The sequence below is a fragment of the Rhodanobacteraceae bacterium genome (assembly GCA_016713135.1).
Taxonomy (GTDB): Bacteria; Pseudomonadota; Gammaproteobacteria; order Xanthomonadales; family SZUA-5; genus JADKFD01.
The window spans coordinates 36103-60924 of the sequence record JADJPR010000005.1 but is presented as its reverse complement, the minus strand read 5'-3'; the positions used below and the strand labels follow the sequence as shown (position 1 = coordinate 60924).

General features: G+C 66.9%; 25 protein-coding genes. 18 read left to right on the top strand and 7 right to left on the bottom strand.

All coding sequences use genetic code 11. The features are described from left to right. Window positions 1-2 precede the first annotated feature (2 nt). Together IPK27_07700 and IPK27_07695 are read left to right on the top strand one after the other, a co-directional pair. Window positions 3-542, top strand: a complete 540-nt coding sequence (locus IPK27_07700) for a DUF4256 domain-containing protein (GenBank protein ID MBK8067505.1) — start codon at window positions 3-5, stop codon at window positions 540-542. A gap of 22 nt (window positions 543-564) precedes the next feature. After that, window positions 565-951 (top strand): GFA family protein, encoded by a 387-nt coding sequence (locus tag IPK27_07695; protein MBK8067504.1) that lies wholly within the window; start codon window positions 565-567, stop codon window positions 949-951. A 43-nt stretch (window positions 952-994) separates the two neighbouring features. Here the strand turns inward: IPK27_07695 and soxR are convergent, their stop codons facing one another. Continuing rightward, the gene (gene soxR, locus IPK27_07690; protein ID MBK8067503.1) at window positions 995-1423 is read right to left on the bottom strand and encodes a redox-sensitive transcriptional activator SoxR; all 429 of its coding nucleotides are present in this window, start codon (window positions 1421-1423) and stop codon (window positions 995-997) included. Between the two features lie 59 nt (window positions 1424-1482). Here soxR and IPK27_07685 point away from each other — a divergent pair, with 59 nt between their 5' ends. From IPK27_07685 to recO, 6 genes are all read left to right on the top strand, one after another. Continuing rightward, the gene (locus IPK27_07685; protein MBK8067502.1) at window positions 1483-2856 is read left to right on the top strand and encodes an MFS transporter; all 1374 of its coding nucleotides are present in this window, start codon (window positions 1483-1485) and stop codon (window positions 2854-2856) included. A 158-nt stretch (window positions 2857-3014) separates the two neighbouring features. Then, a complete protein-coding gene (locus IPK27_07680; protein ID MBK8067501.1) occupies window positions 3015-3422 on the top strand; it encodes an MAPEG family protein in 408 nt (135 codons plus the stop codon). A 4-nt stretch (window positions 3423-3426) separates the two neighbouring features. Continuing rightward, entirely contained in the window at window positions 3427-4119 is a 693-nt protein-coding gene (locus IPK27_07675) for an aspartate/glutamate racemase family protein (protein MBK8067500.1), read from the top strand. A 957-nt stretch (window positions 4120-5076) separates the two neighbouring features. Next, entirely contained in the window at window positions 5077-6630 is a 1554-nt protein-coding gene (locus tag IPK27_07670) for a CRTAC1 family protein (protein MBK8067499.1), read from the top strand. 4 nt (window positions 6631-6634) lie between these two features. Continuing rightward, window positions 6635-8587, top strand: coding sequence for a vanadium-dependent haloperoxidase (locus tag IPK27_07665; protein ID MBK8067498.1), 1953 nt, complete (start codon window positions 6635-6637; stop codon window positions 8585-8587). Between the two features lie 39 nt (window positions 8588-8626). Beyond that, a complete protein-coding gene (gene recO, locus IPK27_07660; protein ID MBK8067497.1) occupies window positions 8627-9322 on the top strand; it encodes a DNA repair protein RecO in 696 nt (231 codons plus the stop codon). 7 nt (window positions 9323-9329) lie between these two features. Here the strand turns inward: recO and IPK27_07655 are convergent, their stop codons facing one another. Beyond that, window positions 9330-10046 (bottom strand): hypothetical protein, encoded by a 717-nt coding sequence (locus IPK27_07655; GenBank protein MBK8067496.1) that lies wholly within the window; start codon window positions 10044-10046, stop codon window positions 9330-9332. A gap of 45 nt (window positions 10047-10091) precedes the next feature. On the opposite strand from IPK27_07655, the gene rlmD reads away from it, so the two are divergent. The 8 genes from rlmD (at window position 10092) to IPK27_07615 (ending at window position 17469) form a co-directional block, all read left to right on the top strand. Then, window positions 10092-11408: a 23S rRNA (uracil(1939)-C(5))-methyltransferase RlmD gene (gene rlmD / locus IPK27_07650; protein MBK8067495.1), complete on the top strand. Its 1317-nt coding sequence runs from the start codon at window positions 10092-10094 to the stop codon at window positions 11406-11408. 187 nt (window positions 11409-11595) lie between these two features. Then, entirely contained in the window at window positions 11596-12069 is a 474-nt protein-coding gene (locus IPK27_07645) for a CYTH domain-containing protein (protein ID MBK8067494.1), read from the top strand. Further along, complete coding sequence (gene nagZ, locus IPK27_07640) at window positions 12066-13079, top strand: beta-N-acetylhexosaminidase (protein MBK8067493.1); 1014 nt, start codon at window positions 12066-12068, stop codon at window positions 13077-13079. Before IPK27_07645 ends, nagZ begins: the two co-directional genes overlap by 4 nt. Window positions 13080-13081: 2 nt before the next feature. Then, window positions 13082-13627 (top strand): hypoxanthine-guanine phosphoribosyltransferase, encoded by a 546-nt coding sequence (locus IPK27_07635; GenBank protein ID MBK8067492.1) that lies wholly within the window; start codon window positions 13082-13084, stop codon window positions 13625-13627. Continuing rightward, complete coding sequence (locus IPK27_07630) at window positions 13624-14370, top strand: S-methyl-5'-thioinosine phosphorylase (GenBank protein MBK8067491.1); 747 nt, start codon at window positions 13624-13626, stop codon at window positions 14368-14370. The genes IPK27_07635 and IPK27_07630 overlap by 4 nt, the downstream gene beginning before the upstream one ends. Window positions 14371-14406: 36 nt before the next feature. Further along, window positions 14407-15966, top strand: coding sequence for a wax ester/triacylglycerol synthase family O-acyltransferase (locus tag IPK27_07625; GenBank protein ID MBK8067490.1), 1560 nt, complete (start codon window positions 14407-14409; stop codon window positions 15964-15966). 136 nt (window positions 15967-16102) lie between these two features. Further along, window positions 16103-17107 carry a fibronectin type III domain-containing protein gene (locus IPK27_07620; protein MBK8067489.1) on the top strand — a complete coding sequence of 335 codons (1005 nt, stop codon included), beginning with the start codon at window positions 16103-16105 and terminating at the stop codon, window positions 17105-17107. 38 nt (window positions 17108-17145) lie between these two features. Next, complete coding sequence (locus IPK27_07615) at window positions 17146-17469, top strand: hypothetical protein (protein ID MBK8067488.1); 324 nt, start codon at window positions 17146-17148, stop codon at window positions 17467-17469. A gap of 50 nt (window positions 17470-17519) precedes the next feature. Here the strand turns inward: IPK27_07615 and IPK27_07610 are convergent, their stop codons facing one another. Further along, window positions 17520-18371, bottom strand: a complete 852-nt coding sequence (locus IPK27_07610) for a hypothetical protein (protein ID MBK8067487.1) — start codon at window positions 18369-18371, stop codon at window positions 17520-17522. A 205-nt stretch (window positions 18372-18576) separates the two neighbouring features. On the opposite strand from IPK27_07610, the gene IPK27_07605 reads away from it, so the two are divergent. Next, window positions 18577-18999, top strand: a complete 423-nt coding sequence (locus tag IPK27_07605; protein ID MBK8067486.1) for a phasin family protein — start codon at window positions 18577-18579, stop codon at window positions 18997-18999. A 134-nt stretch (window positions 19000-19133) separates the two neighbouring features. On the opposite strand, the gene IPK27_07600 is transcribed toward IPK27_07605, so the two are convergent. Both IPK27_07600 and IPK27_07595 read right to left on the bottom strand, forming a co-directional pair. Further along, the gene (locus IPK27_07600; GenBank protein MBK8067485.1) at window positions 19134-19853 is read right to left on the bottom strand and encodes a TetR/AcrR family transcriptional regulator; all 720 of its coding nucleotides are present in this window, start codon (window positions 19851-19853) and stop codon (window positions 19134-19136) included. Beyond that, window positions 19795-20058 (bottom strand): acyl-CoA-binding protein, encoded by a 264-nt coding sequence (locus IPK27_07595; protein MBK8067484.1) that lies wholly within the window; start codon window positions 20056-20058, stop codon window positions 19795-19797. Before IPK27_07595 ends, IPK27_07600 begins: the two co-directional genes overlap by 59 nt. 189 nt (window positions 20059-20247) lie before the next feature. On the opposite strand from IPK27_07595, the gene IPK27_07590 reads away from it, so the two are divergent. Next, window positions 20248-22239 (top strand): SDR family oxidoreductase, encoded by a 1992-nt coding sequence (locus tag IPK27_07590; protein ID MBK8067483.1) that lies wholly within the window; start codon window positions 20248-20250, stop codon window positions 22237-22239. A 342-nt stretch (window positions 22240-22581) separates the two neighbouring features. Here the strand turns inward: IPK27_07590 and IPK27_07585 are convergent, their stop codons facing one another. Both IPK27_07585 and IPK27_07580 read right to left on the bottom strand, forming a co-directional pair. Continuing rightward, window positions 22582-23244 (bottom strand): phasin family protein, encoded by a 663-nt coding sequence (locus IPK27_07585; GenBank protein MBK8067482.1) that lies wholly within the window; start codon window positions 23242-23244, stop codon window positions 22582-22584. A gap of 243 nt (window positions 23245-23487) precedes the next feature. Continuing rightward, window positions 23488-24786, bottom strand: a complete 1299-nt coding sequence (locus tag IPK27_07580; protein ID MBK8067481.1) for a patatin-like phospholipase family protein — start codon at window positions 24784-24786, stop codon at window positions 23488-23490. Between the last annotated feature and the right edge of the window lie 36 nt (window positions 24787-24822).

Genomic DNA, 24822 nt, shown 5'->3' with positions numbered 1-24822 from the left:
CGATGACCGCCGCATTCAACGACCTGCTGCAAACCCTGACTCGCCGCTTCCGGCAGCATCCAGAGCGCCACCCGGGATTGGACTGGACGAGCGTGCAGGCGCACCTGGATGCACGCCCACTGGCGCTGCCGGTGCTGGCGCGGATGGAGGACACCGGCGGCGAGCCGGACCTGGTCGGTGGCTTCGAGGACGGGCATCTGTGTTTCGTCGATTGCTCGGCGGAGAGCCCGGCCGGCCGCCGCAGCCTGTGCTTCGACGAGGCCGCGCTGGCGGCGCGCAAGGAGAACAAGCCGGCGGGCAGCGCGTTGGGCATGGCGGCCGGGATCGGCATCGAACTGCTGACCGAGGCGCAGTACCGCGCGCTGCAGGCTTGCGGCGAATTCGACCTGAAGACGTCGAGCTGGATCGCGACTCCCGCGTCGATCCGCGCGCTCGGCGGCGCGCTGTTCTGCGACCGCCGCTACGACAGCGTGTTCACCTACCACAACGGCGCGCAGTCCTATTACGCCGCGCGCGGTTTCCGCGGCTGCCTGCGTGTCTGAAACGCCCTGCGAGGAGAGATCGATGCACACCGGATCCTGCTTGTGCGGCGCTGTCCGCTTCAGCGTCGTTGGCGACTTGAAGCCACCCGATGCCTGTCACTGTCGCGCCTGCCGCAAATCCTCCGGGCACTATTTCGTATCCACCGACGTGCCCAAGTCAGCCCTCACCATCACTGGCGCGGATGCGCTCAGCTGGTACGCATCCTCGGCCAAGGTCCGCCGCGGATTCTGCAGGCACTGCGGGTGCTCGATGTTCTTCGATCCCCCGGCGCGCGACTGGATCGGCATCGCCATGGGCGCCTTCGACGGCCCCACCGGCACCCACACCGAGTTGCACGTCTTCGTGTCCGAAAAGGGCGACTACTACGAGATCTGCGACGGGTTGCCGCAGTACGCGACGGTGCCGTGAGCGAAGGCGGGACCGGCGCCCCGGCATCGTGTGTCGCCTGTCCTCAGCGTAGCCAGCGGCGTGCGCCAGGACCCCGCTGTGCCAGTTCGTCGGCGGGGTTGTACAGCCGGCAGGCGCGTAGCGACAGGCAGCCGCAGCCGATGCAGTTGCCCAGGGTATCGCGCAACTGCATGAGGGCCGCGATGCGTTGGTCCAGACGCTCGCGCCAGGCCGCCGACAGGCGCGCCCAGTCGGTCTTGTTTGGCGTGCGCTGTTGCGGCAGCTCGGCGAGCGCTGCGCCGATCTCGTCGAGGCCGATGCCTACCTGTTGCGCCGCGCGGATGAACGCGATCCGGCGCAACACGTCGCGCGCATAACGACGCTGGTTGCCGCCGCTGCGCTGCGCGGCGATCAGGCCGCGCGCCTCGTAGTAGTGCAGGGTGGACACCGCCACGCCGCTGCGGCGGGCCACGTCGCCGATCGCCAGATCCATCGCTTGACCTCAAGTTGACCTGAGCTTTTATGGTCCTGCCTCCCGACGCAGGAGGCAAGATGGACACGAGCATGGCAGTGGAGACGGAACCGGGGCTGTTCGCGCCGGGGCTCAGGGCGGTGTCGCTGGCAGCGCTGGTGCTGGTGTCGCTGTTGGCATTCGAGGCAATGGCCGTGGCCACGGCGATGCCGGCCATCGCCGCTGCGCTCGCGGGACTGGATCGCTATGCGCTCGCCTTCGGCGCGACCCTGGCAACCAGCGTGATCGGGATGGTGGCGGCCGGAACGGACTGCGACCGGCGCGGTCCCGGCCGGGCGACTGCGGTTGGTCTGGCGCTGTTCGCTTGCGGATTGCTGCTGGCAGCCATCGCAACTTCGATGCCGATGCTGATCGCCGGGCGCGTGCTGCAGGGGCTGGGCAGCGGGGCGTTGGGCGTGACGCTGTACGTCGTCGTCGGCCGGCTGTATCCGCCCGCCCTGCGGCCGCGGCTGTTCGCCATGTTTTCGGCGGCGTGGGTGATCCCGGCACTGGTGGGCCCGGCAGTGGCGGCGATGTTGGTGGACCTGCTGGGTTGGCCCTGGGTCTTCCTGTCTGCGCTGCTGGCACTGCCTCCCGTGGCGGCTGCGGTGCTGCCGGCTGCGCGGCGCCTGGGGCCGCCGGCACGGGCAGCCTCGGGCGGGTCGCCGCCGATCGCCGCTGCGGTGGTGGCGGCGCTGGCGGCGCTGGCCCTGCATGAACTGGCCAGCGCGTCAGGTACTGCGTCGCCATGGTCGGTGCTCTCGGCGCTGGTGGTCCTGAGTGTGGCCAGCGCGCGGCTGCTGCCGCACGGCACACTCCGGGCGGCGCGCGGCCTGCCCAGTGTGATCGCCCTGCGGGGACTGGTGGCGGGCGCTTTCTTCGCCGCCGAGGCTTTCCTGCCGCTGTGGCTGAACCTGCAGCAGGGCTGGAGTCACCAGGCGGCGGGCTTCGCGCTGACCGCTGGCGCGCTCTGCTGGAGCATCGGCAGCCATTGCCAGGGGCGCGTGCGCGACACGCGCGCGCGCCAGCGGGTGCTGGCCGCGGGCCTGGCGCTGCTGACAACGGCGTTGGCGCTGTTGGCGGTGCTTGCCGGGCTGGGGCAGGCCACCTGGGCGGTGCTGGCTTGGGCGCTGGTGGGCCTCGGTATCGGGCTGGCCTTTCCGTCGCTGTCGGTGCTGCTGCTGACACTGTCCCCGGAGCACGAACAGGGCCGCCACAGCTCGGCGCTGCAACTGGCCGATGCGCTGGCGACCACCGCCGCGTTGGCGCTGGTGGGCGCGCTGTTCGTGGCGCTGCGCGACTCTTCGCCGGCGGCCGCTTTCGTGGCGGTCTTTGGCGGCGCTGCGGCGCTGGCGATGCTGGCGCGCGTGCTCAGCGCACGAACGGTGCCGCGGGCGGTCTCCGTCCCGGCGTAAGCCCCGGTCACCCCGGTGGCGACCGCTTCGGCGCGCATTGCCGGGCCATGCAGGCCGCCCATACACTCGCGGGGCTGCCCCCCGCCTGGAGTGACTGGGTCACCGTCTGCGCGCGGGCGCACTCGCGGCTGTTTCCCCTTCGCCCTGGAGCCCCTCCATTGTCCACCACCTTGCTCGCCTTGCTCGGCTTCATCTGCTGGTCCTTGTTCCTGCTGGTGCTGATGGAGGCGATTCGCAGCAAGCTGGTCCTCACTGGCGCGGTGGTGGCGAACGGCTTCGATCCGCAGAACTCCACGCTTTCGCCGTTCATGCAGCGACTGGCGCGCGCGCACGCGAACTGCGTGGAGGGGCTGCCGATCTTCGGCGGCCTGATGGTGGTCGCGGTGCTCGCGGGCAAGACCCACGTGACCGATCCGCTGGCTTATGCCTTCCTCGGCGCGCGGATGGTGCAATCGCTGATCCACCTGGGATCCACCTCGCCGGCGGCGGTCACCGCCCGCTTCACCGCCTTCGCGGTGCAGATGGGCATCGCGGTCTACTGGGCCGTCGGGCTGCATGGCGCCTGATCGCATGAAACTGATCGGCCTGATCGGCGGCATGAGCTGGGAATCCACCGAGTCCTACTACCGGCTCATCAACCAGGCGGTGAAGGCGCGGCTGGGCGGATTGCATTCGGCCAGGCTGGTGCTTTACAGCGTGGACTTCCATGAGATCGAAGTGCTCCAGCGCGCCGGCGACTGGGACACGGCGGGCCGACTGCTGGCGGATGCGGCGCGCTCGCTGCAGGCCGCCGGTGCCGAGGCCATCGTGCTGTGTACCAACACCATGCACAAGGTCGCAGCGGCCATCGAGGCGACGGTGGCGGTCCCGCTGCTGCACATCGCCGATGCCACCGCGGCGGCCATCGTCGCCGCGGGACACACCCGCGTGGGCCTGCTGGGGACGCGGTTCACGATGGAAGAGGCGTTCTACCGCGACAGGCTCATCGACCGTCATGACCTGGACGTGCTGGTTCCCGCCGCGGCGGAGCGCGAGGACGTCAACCGGATCATCTACCAGGAGCTGTGCCTGGGCGTGATCCGCGAGGAGTCGCGAGCGCGCTACCGGGAGGTGATCAGCAACCTGGTGGCGGCGGGTGCGCAGGCCGTGATCCTCGGCTGCACCGAGATCTCGCTGCTGGTGTCCGCAGCCGACGCGTCGGTGCCGCTGTTCGACACCACCGCGCTGCACGCGCGGGCGGCGGTGGGCTTCGCCCTGTGCTGAGCAGGCGCGCTGCCGACCGGACAGGTTCAACGCGGAGACGCAGAGGACGCAGAGAGCAGCAGGAAGCGCGTGATATCCCGTTTCCGGTGCGCCTTGCGACCTCTCACCGAACATCCGATAACTCATTGATCTGAAGAGCAGTTTGTCCGCAAAGGACGCGAAGGACGCAAAGAAGAGCGGAAACCGCTTTCGCTTCCTTTGCGTTCTTTGCGTCCTTTGCGGACAAGAAAAGTGGCGCGGGTCGCGAAGAAGTTCGATGCGCGAACAAGCGCACCGCCAGGGGCGACCGGGACTCTCACCGAACATGCGCCAAGGTGTTGAATTTCATACATTTTCAGCCCCTCTCACCGAACATCCGATAACTCATTGATCTGAAGAGCAGTTTGTCCGCAAAGGACGCAAAGGACGCAAAGAAGAGCGGAAACCGCTTTCGCTCCCTTTGCGTTCTTTGCGTCCTTTGCGGACAAGAAAAGTGGCGCGGGTCGCGAAGAAGTTCGATGCGCGAATAAGCGCACCGGCAGGGGCGACCGGAACTCTCACCGAACATGCGCCAAGGTGTTGAATTTCATACATTTTCAGCCCGTGCGAAACGACGACCCTGTGATTGAGTACGCAAAGGACGCAAAGGGACGCAAAGGACGCAAAGACAGCAAGTGCCGGGGATACCCCAGCGCTGTATCGCGTTTGATTTCCTTTGCGTCCTTTGCGTCCTTTGCGTCCAAAAGCACAGTCCGCGATCTCTGCGATTGGGTGCTTCGCGGTGGATCTCGCACCGGGCTGAACCGCGCGCTGGCTGTATCGAGAGCACGCATCGCGGTCTTGATGCCGGCGCCGGCGATCCCTGAGGCATAGGCCACGAAGTGCGCTCGCTGCCGGAGCGATCGGCCGTGCATGCGGCATTGACGATACTGTCCGGATGCCTTGATGATCAGTTGGCCCGAGCGACGGAGCGACTGCGTGAAGCTGGTCATCCAATGTTTGATTGCGCTCTGCGCGATGCTGCCGGCGGCGCGCCTGGACGCTCAGCCATTCACCGATGTGTCTGGCCCGTCCGGTTTCACGCCCTCGTTCCTGGCCAACATTCCGGCTGGCGGTATCGCGGTTGCCGACTACGATCACGATGGCTGGAGCGACATCCTGGTCACTGGCTACCTCAATCCTACCCGCCTGTACTTCAATCGCGGTGACGGAACCTTCGAGGAGTTGGCCGAAGTCAATGCGATGTTCGCGGGCACCGCGTGCAGCGTGGCGGCAGCGGCGGACTACGACAACGACGGCTGGACCGACGTTTACATAGGCTGTCGCGGCCAGTCCAACCTGCTGATGCGCAACCTCGGCGGCCGTCGCTTCGTCAACGCGATGGTGCCCGAACTCGACCACGCGCCCGCCGGGTTCAACCCACCGCATACGGACGCGTTGGCCTGGGGTGACCTGGACGGCAACGGCTTGCTCGACATTTACATCGGCGTCTATCCGGACTCCGCCTCTCCGGACGTCAGCAACCCCGACAACCTGGACCGCGTGGTGTTACAGACGGCGCCCGGCCAGTGGACCAACATCACCGCCGAGTTCAGCGTGGAGGAGCGCCAGAAACTGCGGCGGCCGGTGCTCGCGGCGGTAATCAGCGATCTCGACCGCGATGGGCGCCCGGATCTCTACGTGGTCAACGACAAGCTCAAGGGCAATACCCTTTGGCGCAATGCCGGTCCTGGCTGCCGCGTGCTGTGTCTGGTCGACATGGCTGCCGCGAGCGGCGCCGACGTCCCGGCCTTCGGCATGGGCATTGCGGTGGGCGATGTGGACCGTGACTGTGACTGGGACCTCTTCTATTCGAGTGTGGACGAGCAGATGTTCCTGCGTGGCCAGGGCACCGCGCCGCTGTCCTTCCAGCGCGAGACCGGGTCTGCGCTCAATCATTTCGCGGTCGGCTGGGGCACCATCTTCGCCGACTTCGACAACGATGGCTGGGAAGACGCCTTCCTTGCGATCGCCTCGGGCGGCTTCTCCAACACCCCCAACCAGGACCAGTTGTTCCGCAACACCGGGGGCGATTTCCTGCGCATCACACCGGACAGCGGCGCGTTGGCCCAGATCCGTCCGACCGAGAGCGCCGCGCGCTTGGATTACGACCAGGACGGCGACCTGGACCTCGTGCTCGGCCACTGGAACGAGGGCTACCGGCTGTACCGTAACGACCAGACGAGCGGGAACCACTGGATGGCCTTCGAATTGCGTGGCGCGGCGGACCGCAATCGCGATGCGCTCGGAGCGTTGCTGACGTTGACCACAGCCGACGGCGCGCGCCAGATCCGTGAACTCCGGTCCGGCGAGTCGCGCGGCGCCAGTCATGAGCCGCAGCTGCATTTCGGCCTGGGCGCCTTCACGTCGGCGACGGTGGAATTGCGCTGGCCCGATGGTAGTGTCGCCGCCCTCGGCTCGCTGGACGCCGACCGCAAGCACACGATCTTCCACCCCAGCGCCGTGCTGTTCGCGCACGGTTTCGAGAATTGAGCTCATGCATTTGCCGCAACCTCGCGCAGCCTGCGCGATCTTCCTGTTCCTGGGCGCCGCTGCGATCGCCGCACCGGTGTCACTGCCGCCGTCGACGCGCGCCGACCTGCCCGAATCGCTGGCCTGCAGCGGCGAGCGCTCGGTGGCGCGTATGTGGAACGAGCAACTGCTGGCGGCGATCCGCATCGACGCGCCTCGCCCCACGGTGCATGCGCGCAACCTGTTCCATGTCTCCGCGGCGATCTACGATGCCTTCGCCGCCTACGACCCGCTGGCTCTGCCGGTCTACGCCGACGAGTCGCCCGCGGCGGCGGGGCGGCCGGCTGGCGATCAGCCCGTCGCCATCAGTTACGCCGCCTACCGCATGCTGCTGAACCGGTTCGCCGGCTCGCCCGGACAAAGCACCTCGTTCGCGCGCTTCGACGCGTGCATGGGCGAGCTGGGACTGGACACCAGCAACACGACCACATCCGGCTCATCGCCCGCCGCGGTGGGCAACCGCATCGCTGCGGCCATCATCGCGCGCGGATTGCAGGATGGATCCAACCAGCAGGGCAGCTATGTGGATCCGGTGCCCTTCTTTCCCACCAATGCGCCGATGCTGGTGCAACTGCCCGGCACCGGCGGCCTGGTCGACATCAATGCATGGCAGCCGCTGATCCCGCCCGGGGCGCCGGGCGTGCAGACCTTCCTGACTTCGCATTGGCGCCAGGTGGAGCCTTTCGCGATCCAACGCCCGGCGCCGGGCCAACCGTATGTAAGCCTGGCGCCGCCGCCGCGCCTGGGCGGTGCCGGGGACGCGCAATTGCGCGCGGACATCGTCGAGGTCATCCGCGCCAGCAGCCTGTTGACGCCAGCGAACACGGCGTTGCTCAACCACTCGCCGCGGGTGCGCGGCAACCATCCGGTGGGCACCAACGACGGCAGCGGTCACGCCGTGAACCCGGTTACCGGGCAGCCCTATGCAGACAACTTCGTCCTGCTGGGCGACTACGCGCGTGTGGTGTCCGAGTTCTGGGCCGACGGCCCGCGCTCGTCGACACCGCCCGGCCACTGGAACGAGATTGCCAATGCGGTCTCCGATCACCCGGCGCTGGCGCGACGTTTCCGCGGCTCGGGGCCGGTGCTTGCGCGACTCGACTGGGATGTGAAGCTCTATCTCGCGCTGAATGCGGCGCTGCACGACGTGGCGATCGCCACCTGGGAAACCAAGTTCCTTGGCAATGCCTCACGCCCGATCACGCTGATCCGCGAAATGGCCAGCCTGGGGCAGTCCAGCGACCCGGCGCTGCCCGCCTACCATGCGAATGGCTTGCCGCTGGTGCCCGGTCTGATCGAACTGGTCACTGCCGAATCGAGCGCGCCGGGCCAGCGGCATGCGCATCTGGCGGCGAGTGTCGGCCGGATTGCCATCCTGGCTTGGGCGGGCCATCCGCCGCAGCCCGCGTCCCAGGCCGGTGGCGTGGCCTGGATCCTGGGCGATCGCTGGATCCCCTACCAGGCGCGCGCATTCGTCACTCCGCCATTTCCGGGCTACACCTCCGGGCACAGTGGTTTTTCGCGCGGCGCGGCCGAGGTGCTGGCCGATTTCACCGGCTCCGCCTTCTTTCCCGGCGGGCTGGCCAGCTTCCGCGCCGCGACCGACGGCAGCGGATTCCCGCTCGGTTTCGAGTTTGGCCCGAGCCAGCCGATGGACCTGCAATACGCGACCTATTTCGACGCCGCCGACGAGGCCGGGATTTCACGCATCTACGGCGGCATCCATCCGGCCTACGATGATTTCCCCGGGCGCCTGCTCGGCCAGCAGGTCGGCCGTCGCGCGATGGCCCGCGCGGCTGGCTTGTTCGGCGCGCCACCGCCGCGGGCGGTGCCGGCGCTCGGCCCTGGGGCCATGCGCCTGCTCGTGCTGCTGCTGGGATTGCTCGGCGTGGCGGTGATCGCCGCGCACAGGCGCTAGTGTCCCCTGGGGCACTAGCTCGGCGAGGATGTTGCGGCAATGCGTGTAGCGGACCAGCCGGCCTTTGTGTTGCACCGCCGGCAATATTCCGAATCCAGCTTGCTGCTGGAAGCGTGGACGCCGGACCACGGGCGTATCGGCCTGATCGCCCGTGGCGCGCGCGGTTCGAAGAGTGCGCTTCCAGCGCTGTTGCAACCATTCCAGGAACTGCGGCTGGACTTCGGCGGCAGCGGCGATTTGCAGCGACTGGTGCGTGCCGAACCCGCCGGCCCGGCGCTGCTGTTGCGTGCCGACCATGCTTTGGGTGGCCTGTATTGCAACGAGTTGCTGGTCCGCCTGCTGCCGCGCGGGGACGCGCATCCGCAACTGTTCCAGCGCTATGCGGCGACCATGCAGGAACTGGTCGACACGCCCTCGCTGGCCTGGACCCTGCGTCGCTTCGAACGCGATCTGCTGCAGGCGATGGGCTATGCCGCCGATTTCGCCAGCGACGCCGCCGGCGATGCACTCGATCCCGACGGGCGTTACCGCTTCGAACCGGACCACGGCTTCGTGCGCGTGGCAGAACCGGCGCCTGGCTACAGCGGTGCGGCGCTCCTGGGAATGGATCGCGACGACCTGCCCGCGCCCGAGCAGCTGCGTGAGTTGCGCCGGTTGCTGCGGGAGTTGATCGGCCAGCAGTTGCGCGGAGAACCGCTGCAATCCTGGGGGCTGCTCGCCAAGCTCGGGCGCTGAGCAGCGGTCACTCTGCACCCAGGGCCAGCATCGTGGCGCGCAGCGCCTCATCCAGTGCCTGCAGGGAATCCGGACGCGCAGGCGCGCCAGCGCGCAGCGCTGACTCGAGTTCCTCGGCCACGGCTCCCAGTCGCACGCAACCGGTCAGCGTGCATCCCGCCCGTAGCCGGTGCAGTGCGTCCAGCGCGGCTGCCGGCGTTGGCGATTGCGCCAGGCTCGCGCGCCAGCTGACGCTGTCGCGAAGTTCTGCCAGCAGCATCCGGCGCAGCGAGTGCAGTGCTGCGCGATTGCCGCCGAAGCGTGTGAGGGCGCGCTCGTCCTCGAGTAGTGACGTGGACGGCTGCTCTACGGCATCCATGGTCGCAGCGTTCGCCGGTTGTGACTCCAGCCATGCGCTCAGCCATTCCGTGTCGAGCGGCTTGCGCAGGCTGCCCACGCCGGGCGGCAGGGCATCGGCGGCGATACGCTCCCCGCTCGCCAGCAGGCAGCGCGGAGTCGACTGGCAGCATCCGGCAAGGCGCCGACCCAGCCAGGCCAGGCCATCGCCATCGGGGAGCCGACGGTCGACCAGCCAGAGCTCAAATTCGCCTTGTGCCAGCGCCGCATCGGCTCCCGCAAGCGTTTCCGCGTGCCGCACCTCCCAGCCGCGCGCCGCCAGCCAATCGCCCACGAAGACCGCCGAGATGGCGTCGTCATCGACCAGCAAGCATCGGAGCTGCGTCATGATTGGGCACATTGCGTGGCCAAAGGGCAGTATCCCCGCTAGATTGTGCGATTGCCACGGCGGAAGGCGGGGATTGCATTGGAGTTGCTGATCGAGGATCTGGCCCACGACGGGCGCGGCATCGCACGCGCGGGGCAGAAGGCGGTGTTTGTCGACGGCGCGTTGCCGGGCGAGCAGGTGCGCGCGCGCCTGGTCAAGCGTCATCGGCAGTACGACGACGCCGCGGCCGAGGAGATCCTGCAGGCCAGCCCGGACCGGGTGGAGCCGCGCTGCGCGCACGTCTCGGTGTGCTCCGGCTGCAGCCTGCAGCACCTCGATCCCTTGCGCCAGATCGAGTTCAAGCAGAAGCAGCTGATGGACAGCCTGGAGCGCATCGGCAAGGTGCGCCCCGAGCGCGTACTGCCTGCGCTGCAGCGCGAGATCTGGGGCTACCGGCGCAAGGCGCGCCTGTCGGTGCGCTTCGTCGAGAAGAAGGGCCGCGCACTGGTGGGCTTTCGCGAAGCCAACGGGCGCTACGTGGCCGAGATCGAGCACTGCCCGGTGCTTGATCCGCGCGTCGGCACCCGCATCGGCGCCTTGTCCGATCTGGTCTCGCAGATGGATGCGCGCGCGGCGATCGCACAGATCGAAGTCGCTGCGGCGGAAAAGGTCGTGCTGGTGTTCCGCAACCTGGTGCCGCTCACCGCGGCCGATCGCGAACGCCTGGCGGCCTTTGGCGCCGCGCACGGATTCCAGATCGTGCTGCAGCCGGCCGGCCTCGACAGCCTGGTGGGCCTGGACGGCACGCCGCCGCCGGAACTGGAATACGCCATCGACGACAGCCTGCGCCTGGCCTACCTGCCGCTGGACTTCGTGCAGGTCAACGACAGCATCAACCGCGCGATGGTTGCGCAGGCCATCGATCTGCTGGATGTCGGCAGCAGCGACCAAGTCCTCGACCTCTATTGCGGCCTCGGCAACTTCACCCTGCCGCTGGCGCGTCGCGCAGCGAGCGTGTTCGGGGTCGAGGGCGACGCGGGGCTGCTGGCGCGCGCACGCCAGAACGCTCAGCGCGCGGGCCTGGACAATATCGATTACGCGGTGGCTGACCTCAGCCAGGACCAGCGCGACGCCGCCTGGGCGCGCGCACGCTACACCCGGATCCTGCTGGACCCGCCGCGCGCCGGCGCCGAGCGCGTGTTCGACTACCTGCCCGGCAAGGATGTCGAGCGCATCGTCTACGTCTCCTGCCACCCCGGCACCCTGGCGCGCGACGCCGCGCTGCTGGTCGCCAAGGGCTTCGACCTGGTCGCCGCCGGCGCGATGGACATGTTCGCCCACACCGCGCATGTCGAGAGCATGGCGCTGTTCGTGCGGCGCTGATCAAGAGAGTTTCTTGTCCGCAAAGGACGCAAAGGGAAGCACGGGAAGATGCAGAAACAGTTGTCTGTGGCTTCAACCGGATGACAACCTCAGGTTCGACCGAGAGGGCTTTCCTTTGCGTCCTTTGCGTCCTTTGCGGACAAGAATGCTGCTCACGCATCCCCATGCTGCACGGAGGTCATTACTGATGGCGATCGAAATTGAACGCAAGTTCCTGCTCGCCAGCGACGCCTGGCGCGCGCAGGTGAGTCGCAGCGAGTACCTGGCGCAGGGCTACCTCGGTGGCACGCGCTCGTCGGTGCGGGTGCGCATCGGCGGCGGGCGGGCGTGGCTGAACATCAAGAGCGCGCGCCTGGGCACCACGCGGCTGGAGTTCGAGTACGCGATTCCGGTCGCCGACGCGCAGGTGATGCTGGCGGAATTGGCCGATGGCCCGGTGGTGTCGAAGACGCGGCATTTCGTCGAGATCGACAACCACGTGTTCGAGATCGATGAGTTCGACGGCGCGAATGCGGGGCTGATCGTGGCCGAAGTGGAACTCGCCGCGGCGGACGAGGCCTATCCGCAGCCGGAATGGCTCGGGAGCGAAGTCACCCATGACGCGCGCTACATGAACAGCAACCTGGTGCGTCACCCCTACAGCCAATGGGAGGCTCGATGACGTCACTGATGATTGGGGTGTCTGGCACCCGGCTGATGCCGGAAGAGGCCGCCCAACTGGCGGATCCGGCGGTCGCCGGGGCGATATTGTTCACCCGCAACTACGCGGATCCGACGCAACTGGCCGATCTTTGCGCCGCCATCCGTGCCTGCGATCCGGACGCGGTGATTGCGGTCGACCAGGAAGGCGGGCGGGTGCAGCGCTTCCGCGCCGGGTTCACGGCGCTGCCGCCGCTGGCGCGCATCGGCGCCCTGTACCGCCAGCAGCCCGCCGCGGCGCGCCGGGCCGCGCGACTGCACGCCGAGATCATGGCCACCGAAGTGCTCGCCGCCGGCCTCGACCTCAGCTTCGCGCCGGTCGCGGATCTGGCGCGTGGCAACCTGGCGATCGGCGACCGTGCATTCGACGCCGCGCCCGAGGCCTGTGCGGAACTGGCGACGATCTACGCCGACACCCTGCAGCGGGTGGGCATGCCGGCCACGCTGAAGCACTTCCCCGGCCACGGCAGCGTGCTCGCCGACACCCATCACGACCGTGCCATCGACGCCCGGCCGGGCTTTGAGATCTGCGACCAGGACCTGCTGCCGTTCGCGGTCGGCGTGCTCGCCGGTGCGCGCGCGGTGATGATGGCGCATGTCGAGTATCCGGCGGTGTGCAAGGAGGCCGCCGGCTATGCGCGCTACTGGATCCAGGATGTGCTGCGCTCGGCGCTGGGTTTCGAGGGGGTGGTGATCTCCGACGACATCGGCATGGTCGCTGGCGCCGCGCTGGGCGATGTTGGTGCGCGCCTCGCCGCGCATCGGGACGCTGGCTGTGACCTGATCCTGGTGTGCGATCCGCAGCTGGTGCCGACCGCGCTGGCGGCCGCACGCGAACTGCGCCTGAAGGCCAATGCCCGCCTTGCGCAGCGCCTGCGCGGACGCCTGCGTGCACCCCAGCGGCGCGCGCGCGAAAGCTCGACTTGGGCGCGTCGCGCCGCTAGGCTGGAGGCTTTGCTGGAGCTCACGTAATCATGACGGAACTCGATTTCAAGGCGGTGCTGGCGCGCTCCGACCTGCTGTTCGACCGCGCCGAACTGGAAGCGGCGATCGATCGCATGGCCGCCGCCATCGTCGACAAGCTCGATGGCGAGCAGCCGATCTACGTCACGGTCCTGACCGGCGGGCTGATCACGGCGGGCATGCTTGCGCCACGCATCGGCGCCAGCGTCGACCTCGATTTCGACTATGTGCACGTGACCCGCTACCACGGCGGCACCAGCGGCGGCGAGCTCTACTGGAAGGCGCGCCCGCGCTACGATTTCAAGGACCGCGTGATCCTGTTCGTCGACGACATCCTCGACGAAGGCCACACGCTCGAAGCGCTGAAGAAGTACGCGGTCGAGCAGGGCGCCAAGGCAGTCTACGTGGCGGTGCTGGTGCGCAAGGACCACGACCGTTGCGTGCCCGGAATCCAGGCCGATTTCGTCGGCCTGACCGTGCCTGACCGCTATGTGTTCGGCTTCGGCATGGACTACGAAGAACACGGCCGCAGCCTGTTCGGCATCTACGCCGCATGAGCGCGGCGCCCATCGGCATCATCGGCGGCACCGGCTTCGGCCGCATCGCGGACATCGTCGAGAGCGGCCGCATCGAGGCGCGCACGACCTACGGCATGCCCTCCGGCCCGGTGGTGCAGGGCACCATCGCTGGCCGGGCGGTCGCCTTCCTCGCGCGCCACGGCACGCCGCACCGGATCGCGCCGCACCGGGTGAACTACCGCGCCAACATCGTCGCGCTGAAGGATGCCGGGGTACGCGAGATCGTTGCGATCAACGCGGTCGGCGGCATCGCCGACTGGGCGTCCGCCGGCGCGATTGCCGCGCCGACCCAACTGATCGACTACACCCACGGGCGCCTCAGCAGTTTCAGCGACTTCGAGGACCTGGCGGTCGAGCATGTGGACTTCACCGACCCCTTCGGCGAGCCCTTGCGCCAGCGGCTGCTGACGGCGGCCGGTGCTGCCGGCGTGGCGGTGCATGACGGCGGCTGCGTCGCGGTCACCGAGGGCCCGCGGCTGGAAACCCGCGCCGAGATCGCGCGCTTGCGCCGCGACGGCTGCGACCTGGTCGGCATGACCTCGATGCCCGAAGCCGTGCTGGCGCGCGAGGCGGGCCTGGACTACGCCAGCCTGGCGGTGGTCGCCAATCCGGCAGCGGGCTGCGGCACGCAACAGATCATCGGCATGCACGAGATCGAGCAGGTGCTCGCCGAGGCGATGCAGCGGGTGGTGCGGGTGGTGCGGGCGTTTCTGGCGGTCTGAGCGGGATCATCGTGTTTGCCCGGTAGACGTGGCAGGATGCCGCAAACTGCGAGTATCGCCATGAACCAGCACGAACCGATGTCCAAGGTCGACACCGCCTGGCTGCGGATGGAGCGACCGACCAACCTGATGATGATCACCGGCGTGATCGTGCTCGAGCACGCGCTGGACATCGAGGTGCTCAGGCGCACCGTGGAGGCGCGTTTCCTTGCGTTCCGGCGTTTCCGCCAGCGCGCCGTCGAACTCTCGGGGCAGTGGTTCTGGGAGCTGGACGACACCTTCGACATCAAATGGCATGTGCGCCGCGCGGCGCTGCCGGCGCCCGGCGGCAAGGACGAGTTGCAAGAGTACGTCAGCAACCTCGCCAGCTCGCCGCTGGACCCGAGCAAGCCGCTGTGGCAATACCACCTGATCGAGAACTACAACGGCGGCGCGGCGCTGGTTGTGCGCATCCACCATTGCTATGCCGATGGCATCGCGCTGGTGCAGGTGATGCTCTCGCTGCATGACACCACGCCGCACGCGAAGCACCACAAGCCGCATCCGAAGTCGAAGCTGAAACAGGCCGGCGGCACCGTGTTCGAACGCCTGCTGGCGCCGGCGCGGCACCAGGTGGAGCACGCCGCCGAACTGGTCGAAGCGGGCATGCACAAGGCCTTCGAGCTGGTTCGCGATCCACAGGCCGCGGCGACCTCGCTGATGGCGCTGGCCAGGACCGGTGCGCACGAGACCAGCGAGATCCTGCGCGAACTGGTGCACGCGCTGATGCTCGCAGACGATCCGCCGACTCGCTTCAAGGGTCCGCTCGGCGTGCTCAAGCGCGTGGCCTGGTGCCATCCCTTGCCGCTGGCGGAAGTGAAGGCGGTCGGCAAGGCGCTGGATGCCACGGTCAACGATGTCCTGATGGCCTGCGCCGCGGGTGCCTTGCGCGCCTACCTGATCGAGCGAGGCGATGATGTCGACGGGCTGACGATCCGCGCGACCATCCCGGTCAACCTTCGCCCGCTGGAGCACGCGAAGGATCTCGGCAACCACTTCGGCCTGGTGTTCCTCGACCTGCCGATCGGGCTGGAAAACCCGGTGGCGCGGCTGCAGGCAGTGCGCGACAACATGCAGCAGCTGAAGCACTCGCGCCAGGCGGTGATGTCCTTCGGCCTGCTCAGCGCCCTCGGCGTGGGGCCCGCAGCCCTGCAGCGCCCGGCGCTGGAAATGCTGAGCCGCAAGGCCACCACGGTGGCGACCAATGTCCCGGGCCCGCAGGAACCGCTGTATCTCTGCGGTACGCCGGTGCGCGAGATGATGTTCTGGGTGCCGCAATCAGGTTCGATCGGCATGGGGATCAGCATCTTGAGCTATGCCGGTTCGGTGTATTTCGGGCTGATCGGCGACAGCCGGCGGATCCCGGACCCCGGCCGCATCATCGAGCGCTTCGGTCCGGAGCTGGAAAAGCTGCTGCTGATCGCTTTGATGCACGACGGCGACGGGCCAATCACACCTGAACTTGCGGAGCGCCTGCTGGCCATCCGTGCCGCGCAAGCCACGCCAAAGTCCGAACGTGCCGGTCGCAAGCGGAAGGCGCACAATAGTCGCCCATGAGGTTGCGCGGTGAATCCCGCGCCGATGCTTGCGTGTTCCTCAGGTGCGACTTGCGACACAGCTTGAGAAGAGCGCGCTTTGTGCTTGATTCTAAATGCTCTATCCTAAGTGCCTCAGGCTAGTGTGGGAGAGATTCATGGCTTCGATCGATGTTCGCCGTCTTGCACTGCTGTCGAGTTGCCTGATCGGCAGCCTTGGCCTGCACACGGTCGCAGCTGCGCAGAACTTCAGCATGCGCCTCGACTATGCGCGTACCTACACGCCGTTCTTCCCCGGCGGCTTCATCGATAACGCGCCGCCCTACACGATCTGCCACAACAATCAGATGGGCCTGGTGTTCCGCTATTCGTGGCGTAATCCCTGGGAAGAGTACGTCTACACGGAACCGGGGCAGCAGTTGTTTCCCTGGTATTTCATGCAGGGCGTTTCGCCGAACCCGCTGTATCTGCGCGCCTCGCAGGGAGGAAACACGGTCAGCGGCACTACCCTGGTAGGCCTGTTCACCGGTTCGGTGAATACGGTGGGCGTGCGTCAGGTGTCCTTCCGCGGCAGGACCTCGGGGTTCTTCGGGCAGCCGGTGCAATACGCCACGGCGAATATCCAGATCGAAACGCAGTTCGAACCGTCGCCGATGACCTATCGCGAACTGGCGGACGGGGTCAACGACATGCCGACCCGGCCCTGGTTCGGCTGGGTGTCTTCGCAACAGATCGACAGTCACCGGTTGGATGCCGGCAAGTGCACCGAAGCCAGTGCGGTCGAGCCGGAGGAGTGCGGATCAACGTCCTATCCGATCGTCACCTACGAAGACTGCGATCCCGACGATCCCAACTACTGCTGGATCGGAACCGAAAGCGAGCACCGCACGCTGACGGCGCTCGATCCGTCGACGCCGTATCAGTACCGCGTTCTCGGACGCAACACCTGCGGCATTTCCAACGAACTCCTGTCGACGCCTGCGCGCCGGTTTTTTCGCACTGCCCAGGCGTGTTTCCTGATTTCGAACGGGGCGATTCCGGACGGGGGCGTCGTGCATTTCGACGCGGCAACTCTCTCCGGGAATCCGGGTTCGACGGTGCCGGATCTGCGCGTGACCGTGCATGCAGACCATGCCGACGTCAGCGACCTGCGTATCTCCTGACCAAGACCGCGCCTGATGCAGCTGGCCCTTTGTTGTTGATGGATCGTCCGACCGCAACGGGATGTGTCAATGGAACCCGCATGCAGGTTGCGTTTGCTGACGATGGAACTCAGCTCGCGTCCGGTTGCAATCCCTGGGAGCCGGCGATCTCGGGTCGCAAGGCACCGGTGCAGGCGCTGGCTTCGTTCGCGACGGTGCAGGGCGCCGGCAACTGGCGCCTCACGATCGAAGACACCGAAGCGGATGGCAAGTCAGGCGAACTGCTCGAATGGTGCCTTTCAACGATACCGAACGAGCAGCAGTTGGCGCTGTCACCCGCTCCCTTCGTCTCCCCGATGGTTTTCGCGTCCGGTTTCGAATGAGCCGCGCCGCCGGTTGAAGGGCGGCGAGGCAGGTCGGCCAGCAGCGGTCCTCAATCGTCCAGTTCGCCCTTGGCTTGGTCGATATCCAGGGCCTCCATGGCATCCGCCGGCTTGAGAACGACCGCTGCCTCATAGGCTTTGACTACATCCGGCGCGCGCTTCTTGCCGTAGATCATCAACAGTCCGTTGCCGTATTCGATGTGCGCGATAGGCGATTGCGGCGTGAGCTTCAGCGCTTCCTGGAAGTGCTTCATGCCGGTGTCCGCCTTGGCGCCATAAGTGAGTCCGCCCACCAGCGCGCCGATCTTGTCGATGATTTCGGCGTGGTACAGGCCCATCGCGGTATGCGCCTCGGCATGTTTGGGCGCGAGCTTCAGCGTGCGCTCCAGGCTCTCCTTGATTTTGCCCCCCAGGCCCTGGGCCAGCGCCTTGGTGATCGAGATCGTCTGGCTGTAGCGGCCGAGCGCGAAGGCGTGGAAGTAGTGCGCATTGGCCTCGTCGGGCATCGCTGCCATCGCCGCTTCCGCCCGTTTCGCGCAGCGCTCGAAATGCGCGCCGCGATCGGCTTCCTTGGCAAGGTAGGTGGCGTAGATGCCTTCGGCCTTGTTGGCGACGGTGGCGCCGATCACGCCGAGGCCCTCGCCGGCTTCTGCTGCCTTCTGGAACTCGCCACGGTGAAAGTCGCGCCAGGCGTCCTGCAGCGCAATGGAGATCGCCTCGGCGTCGCCAGCTTCCTTCATCTTCGGGTAGCGCTTCTGCAGCGCCGCGACATGCTTCTTGTCCGGAAAAGGTTCCTGATCGCCCGCATGCAGGCGCTCCCAGCCCTTCGCGAGCTTGGCGCCGGCATAGTCGTAGGCCGCACTGGTGTGCGGAAACTTGACCCACTTCTTCGCAGCCATCATGCCCTCCGGGGCGCACTGGGTAGCCGCAGAGCATCGTCAATGGCGCTGGAGCTGGCAAGCGGTGCGCTTCGCCGCTGCTGGAGGACATGCATGCGGTAGAGAAGGCAATCGTTGCTTAGTGTGATTGTTCTATCGGCCGGCTCTTACCTTGGACCTCAGCGCGACACCCCGCGCGCCCCTTTTGCGAGACCACAAGGAGAAAAACATGGCTACCAAGAAGCTCATCGCGAAGAAGCCCGCGCGTGTTGCCAAGCGCAATGTCGCGGCCCAGAACGATCCCGCCCGCAAGGTGGTGCTGGCGTCGCTCGGCGCCGTCGCGCTGTCGCGCAAGGAAGGCGTGCGCGTGATCAACCGCATCATCGAGCAGGGCCAGGACCTGCGCGAGCGCACCGTGAAGTTCGCTGAAGGCACTTTCGCCGGCGTGCGCGAGCAGGTCACCGGCGTGATCGGCAAGGTGCAGCAGAAGGCCGCCGCCAACCTGTCCCAGGTCGAAGGCGTGGTCGGCGGCCAGGTGACCCGCGTGCTCTCGCGCCTCGGCGTGCCGAGCAAGTCCGACGTGCAGGTGCTCTCGCGCCGCGTCGCCGACCTCTCGCGCCAGGTGAAGGCGCTGCAGGCCAAGGCGGCCTGACGGCTGCTGCATGCCCGGCCGGCGGTGCCGGCCGGGCATCGTCAGTTGTGGGTTGTGGGTTCTGGGTTGTGGGCAGCCAGAGCGCGCTTCGCTCGTGCGGCCACAACTCACAACCCACAACCCACAACATTCCTTCAATTCCCACCCAGATACTGATCCGCCAGCCGCGTCAGGTGCGCCCGCTCGGCGCTCTTCAAGTACGGGGCGATCAGCACCATGACCTGGTAGATCCCGCGGCCGAGGTCGACGTCGGTCTTGGCGCTGGTGGCGGGCTTGATCTGCTGGAAGTTCAGCCAGAAGGTGGTCAGCACCACCGTGTTCTGCGCGATGGCCTCGATCTCGCGCTGGCTTGCGAGCATCGTGCCGGCCTTGACCATCTCGGTGCAGACCTTGGAAATGCTCTCGTGGGCACGTTTGAGGATGCGCGAGAAATGCATTTTCAGCTTGCGGCTGCGCGTCAGCAGATCGACCAGATCGCGATAGACGAAGCGGTAGTCCCAGATGCACTCGAACACGAGGTGCATCTGCAGCCACATGTCCTCGAGGTTGGGCGTGCGCCCCTCGGGGACCAGCAAGGCGTCGCCGATGCGCTCTTCGAAACGTGCGAAGAGCTGCTCGATGATGTCGTCCTTGTTGCGGAAGTGGTAGTAGAGGTTTCCCGGGCTGATCTCGAGTTCGTCGGCGATGTGGTTGGTCGTGACGTTCGGCTCGCCCTGCGCGTTGAACATCTCCAGGCTCTTCGCCAGGATGCGGTCGCGCGTCTTGACTGGCCCGGTTTCCTGGCTCACGGCACCCTCAGAACTTGCCGCCGAGGCGCTTGACGAGGTCGATGTACTTCTTCTTCGCGTCGTCATGGCTGAGTCCCTTCAGTTTTTCCCAGGCTTCGTACTTGGCGGTGCCGACGAAATCGAAGAAACCCGGCTTCGGACCCGACACATCGCCTTCGGTGGCCTGCTTGAAGTGGCTGTACAGCTTCAGCATGGTGTCGTTGTCCGGGCGCTCCGGCAGCTGCTTTGCGGCTTCGGTGGCGGCTTGGAACTGGCTGTCGATGTCGGACATCGTTTTCTCCACGGATGGCGTCGAAGTCAAGGCTGCCACTATCGTTCCGGGCACGGCGAATCGCAAGGGGTCCGTCGTGAAGGAAGGCGCCAACTTGGCTGGCGGCCTGCCGCCCGCGTGGTTATCTTAGGGGCCATCCGCCGGCATCCCGGCGGCACAGACTCGACGACCTCGGGGGAGGCACAACTCATGACTTACTTCGTCACCGGCGCCACCGGTTTTCTCGGCCGTTTCCTGATCGGCAACCTGCTCAAGCGCAAGGGCACCATCCATGTGCTGGTGCGGCGCGGATCGAAGGACAAGTTCGAGGCCTTGAAAGAACGCTATCCGGAAGCCGGCGACCGGCTGCAGGCAGTGACGGGTGACCTCACCAAGCCGAAGCTCGGCCTGTCCGCCGAGTCTTTGGCGCAGTTGCGCGGCAAGGTCAAGCACTTCTTCCACCTGGCGGCGATCTACGACCTCTCCGCGAGCGCCGAGTCGCAGCAGGCGGCCAATATCGACGGCACCCGCAATGCGGTCGAACTGGCTGGAGAAATCCGCGCCGGATGTTTCCACCACGTCAGCTCGATCGCCGCTGCCGGCCTCTACGCGGGCGTGTTCCGCGAGGACATGTTCGACGAGGCGGAGAACCTCGACCACCCGTATTTCCGTACCAAGCACGATTCCGAAGGCATCGTGCGCAAGGAGTGCAAGCGTCCGTTCCGGATCTACCGCCCGGGCATGGTGGTGGGTCATTCGAAGACCGGCGAGATCGACAAGATCGACGGGCCCTACTACTTCTTCACCCTGCTCAAGCGCCTGCGCCAGAGCCTGCCGCCGTGGGTGCCCACGCTCGGGTTCGAGGGCGGGCGGATCAACCTCGTGCCGGTAGACTTCGTGGTCGACGCGATGGACCACATCGCGCACGAGAAGGGCCTCGACGGCGGCTGCTTCCACCTGACCGACCCCGCGCCGCGGCGCGTCGGTGAGGTGCTGAACACCTTCGCTAACGCCGGCCATGCGCCGAAAATGTCGATGCGCATCGATGCGCGCATCTTCCAGTTCATCCCGGGCTCGATCCGCGGCGCCATCGGCATGTTGCCGCCGGTGCGGCGCATCCTCAATCACACGCTGAAGAGCCTCAACATCCCGGCCGATGTGCTGAAGTTCTTCAATTATCCGACTCGCTTCGACAGCCGCGAGACCGAGCGCGTGCTCAAGGGCACCGGCATCAAGGTGCCGGATCTCGACACCTACGCCTGGCGCCTGTGGGACTACTGGGAACGCCACCTGGACCCGGACCTGTTCATCGACCGCTCGCTGTCCAGCCGGGTCAAGGACAAGGTGGTGCTGATCACCGGCGGCTCTTCTGGCATCGGCCTTGCGACGGCCAAGAAGGTTGCCGCGGCGGGTGCGAAGACCCTGATCTGCGCGCGTGGGCTGGAAGACCTGGAGAAAGCCAAGGCCGAGATCGAGGGCGAAACCAAGGGCGCGCAAGTCTTTGTCTACCAGGCGGACCTGGCTGACCTGGCCTCGGCCGACGACCTGGTCAAACGCGTGCTCGCGGACCACGGTTCGGTCGACGTGCTGATCAACAACGCCGGTCGTTCGATCCGCCGCTCGATCGAGCTCAGTTACGACCGCTTCCATGACTTCGAGCGCACCATGCAGCTGAACTATTTCGGTTCGCTGCGCCTCGTGATGGGCCTGCTGCCGAGCATGACCGAGCGCCGCCGTGGTCACGTGATCAACATCAGCTCGATCGGCGTGTTGACCAATGCGCCGCGCTTCTCCGCCTACGTGGCCAGCAAGGCCGCATTGGATGCCTTCTCACGCTGCGCTGCGAGCGAGTTCTCGGACAAGAACATCCACTTCACCATCATCAACATGCCGCTGGTGAAGACCCCGATGATCGGACCGACCAAGATCTACGACAACGTGCCGACGCTGACGCCGGACGAGGCGGGTGACATGGTGGTCAAGGCGATCATCGAGCGCCCGCACCGGGTGGCCACGCGCCTCGGCATCTTTGCCGAGATGCTCCACCTGATGGCGCCGAAGGTCTACCAGGTGGTGCTCAACACCGCCTTCCAGCTGTTCCCGGACTCGGCCGCCGCCAAGGGCGTCAAGGGCGGCCAGGACGCGCCACCCTCCAGCGAACAGGTCGCCTTCGCCTCGCTGATGCGCGGCGTGCACTGGTGAAGTAGTGAGTGGTCCGCGCGGCGGTCGCCGCGCTCAGTGGTGAGTGGTGAGTGGCAGGAGCCCCGGGGGCCCTGCTGCCACCACTCATTGCTGTTGGCGCGGGCTCATCACCCGTTTGAAGACGGTGGGGCGAAGCGAACGGGCGCAACCCGCGGCCAAAGCCGCTCTTGCCACTCACCACTCACTACTCACCACTCACTGCTCTTCACAAAAAGGCGCCCGCCAGCCGGCCGGTCGGGGAGGGCGATCGGCAAAACTTTGGCTGGCGGGCATTGAACAGGTTGGCGCAATCCTTGCGCCCGGATCGGCGCGGGGCGCCGATCCGTGGATCCACTGCGGCGATTACTCGGCCGGCTGCGCTTCGGTAGCAGCGGCGGCAGCTGGGGCCTTCTTGGCCGGCGCCTTGCGCGGCTTGGCGGCAGGCTTGGCGGCCGGCGCCGGCGCGACGGCCTCGGCCTCGGCCTGCGGCGCGGGCTTGGCCTTGGCGGGCTTCTTTGCGGCAGCCTTCGGAGCAGCGGCAGGTGCAGCGGCTGCAGCCTTCACCGCCGGCTTCTTGGCCGCGGCACGGTTGCCGGCGTCCAGCGCGCGCACGGCGCGGGCGAGTTCGTCGACGCGCTTGGCCAGCTGCTCCAGCTCCTCGCGGCCCGGGATTCCGAGCGTGCCGAGCGCCTTGGAAACGCGGTTCTCGAACACCTGCTCCAGGCGGTCCCACGTGTCGTTGGCGCGTTCCTTGACCTGCGAAACGGTGTTCTCGACCATGCCACGAACTTCCTCGACCTTGTTGCCGGTGAGCTTGCGCGTCGCCTTCTCCAGCGCCGAACCTTCCTTGACCAGGGTCTCGTAGAGCTTGCCGCTCTGCGCCTGCGCCTTGGCGAACGCGCCGAGGCCGGCCAGCCAGATCTGCTCGGCCTGCTCCATGATCGCCTTGGCGGTGTTCTTCAACGAGTTGTCACTGCTGCTGTCCTTGATCTTGGACTTCAGCTTGGAACCCTTCGACGTCTTCATGATGTCCTCTGCGTGTAGCCAGCCTCGCCCCACTTCGCGGGTTGCGAAGCGCAGGATGTGTGGGGCGGATGCTGCGGGCCGCAGCTAGAATATTCACACTATGCAACAGGCGCGGAGGCCGCGTCCTGACGCGGTTTTTGGGCTGTTTGCTCGGTTTTCCTGGCGCACGCGAGAGGGCTGCCGGCGACCCTTCCGGAGACGCGCTGCGGCTGCATCCGGGCGGGGGTATCCCCCGCCCTTGGGTCAGTCCACGCCCTGCCGCGCGCCGGCCAGGTCGTCGCGCATGCGGCGGCTGCGGGGCCGGCTGCGCTGCTGCGCGGCAATCACCCGCTCCAGTTCGTGGAGCGCCCGGTGCAGCCGCGACAGAACCGTCGAATTGGGTGGACGGGTCCCTTCCAGGCCATCCCAGACGGTGCGGTGTACGTCGTCGAGAATGTCGTCGCGCAGTTTCAAGCCATGCCGCTGCAGCACCGGCCCGAGCATTTCGCGGCGGTTGCGCAGATCCGCCAGGGTGGTCTGGTAGGCGTGTTCGCACAAATGGCGCCGGCTGGCGAAGCTGAACACATTGGTGAAGAACATCAGGGCATCGTCCGCATCCGGCTGGAACAGCACCAGGTCGGAATGGTCGTAGCTCTTGTCGTATTTGCCGAAGCCGACCCGCATGCGCGAATAGAGCATCGCCCGGATGGTCTGGCTCATCACGCGCGGCAGGCCGCCATCGACCAGGCTGCCCGGCGGTTCGTCGCCACGGTCGCGCAGCCGCGAGGCATCAAAAGGCACCAGCGGATTCAGCGCCAGCAAGAGGTCCAGGTCCTCGTCCAACGCCACCGAGGCATGCAGCGTGCGCTGCAGTGCACCGTCGACGTAAAAGCGCCCGTCGATTTCCACCGGCGGGTAGAAGCCTGGCAGCGCGGAGGATGCCTGTACTGCCTTGGAAATCGGCACATTGCTGGCGTCGGCCGAGCCGAAGCGCACCGCATGGCCAGTGTCCAGGTCCACGGCAATGACATACAGCGGCCGATCGAGCGCGCGGAAATCGTTGCTGCGGCCAGGCGCGGTGAAGATGCCGCGCAGATAGCGCTCGATACCCTCGTTGTCGAACAGGCCGGTGGGGATCGCGGCGCCGAGGCGCCCGAGCGTCTCGCTCCAACCCACCGAGCCGGGGCTCGTCAGCAGGTCGACCAGCCACTCGCCGAGGATCTTCGGCACCGATCCCAGACGCCGGATGTACTCGAAGAAGGCCGGTTTGAGGAACAGCTCGGGGCGGAACTGGTGCTCCGGCGACTCCTCGGTGATGAACATGCGGCACATCTCGGCGCTGTCCACGCGGTTGGCCAGGCCCGCCGCGAGGAAGGCGCCGGAACTGACGCCGACGTACACGTCCAGGCGCGTCAGGTCGAGCCCGTCGATGGCCTCGTCGAGCGCGCGCAAGGCGCCCATCTCGTAGATGCCGCCCACCGGCCCACCGCCGGCAACGGCCAGGCCGATGCGATGCGGCTGCCGCAGCGAGCGGATTCGACGTGCTTCCTGCAGATGCAGCATCCGGCGGTTTCCTCGGGTGGAAAACCGCCCGAATAT